The sequence below is a fragment of the Flectobacillus rivi genome, from assembly GCF_030056655.1.
In the GTDB taxonomy this organism is placed as follows: domain Bacteria; phylum Bacteroidota; class Bacteroidia; order Cytophagales; family Spirosomataceae; genus Flectobacillus; species Flectobacillus rivi.
Map to the genome: position 1 here is coordinate 1 of NZ_JASHIE010000037.1, position 687 is coordinate 687.

Sequence of the window (687 nt, forward strand, 5' to 3'; positions counted from 1 at the left end):
GAAATTTATCCTAACCCAGCGATAGATAGATTAAAGGTTAAATGGGACAACCGCTTGGCAGAAGAGCCGAGTGAATTGAGCCTTCAATTAATCGATGCTACGACGGGTATCACGATTCAAGAAGAAAGTGTAGATCCAAGTTATGGTAAGCACGAAGCTAGCGTAGAGTTGAAGAATGTGAAGCTAGGCGGGTATTTGTTAAAATTGCAAAGCAAGAACTTTAGTTCGAAGGCATTGCATGTAGTTGTAACGAAGTAGAACAGAAAAACCAACGAATAATATGAGAAAATTACTACTGGGCTTTAGTATGTTACTAGGGCTAGTTCTCAGCAAGGGTAGTGCTTATGGTCAAGGAAGTACTCCCCACTTTAGCTACAAAATAGAGTTGCGGTCAGATGGGTATTACTATGCAACGATGAAGTCCGATGTGGCTTATAGTGCAAGTAGTAATCAAACGACGATCTCGACGATTCAGTACACCTTAGTGGCACCAATAGGGACCTTTGCACCTATAAGTGCAACAAGTACTTCGATGACGAATTTAGTAGGAGGCGTAGAAGATTTACTACCCTCTACCAATGCCGGGAACTATATTTGGTCTACTCAGCGCACGGCACTGAATACAAGTCTCGAGTATGGCTATTTTGCGTTAACGGGCAGTCCTATTCTTCCGAATATCGTAGCAGG

2 protein-coding genes are annotated in these 687 nt (G+C 42.5%); both read left to right on the top strand.

Annotation, left to right across the window (positions count from 1 at the left end):
* Positions 1-258: T9SS type A sorting domain-containing protein (locus QM481_RS24805; protein WP_283383793.1), on the top strand; the 258-nt coding region annotated here is incomplete at its 5' end.
* 49 nt (positions 259-307) lie between these two features.
* The coding region (locus tag QM481_RS24810; RefSeq protein ID WP_283383794.1) for a hypothetical protein at positions 308-687 on the top strand (380 nt) is incomplete at its 3' end.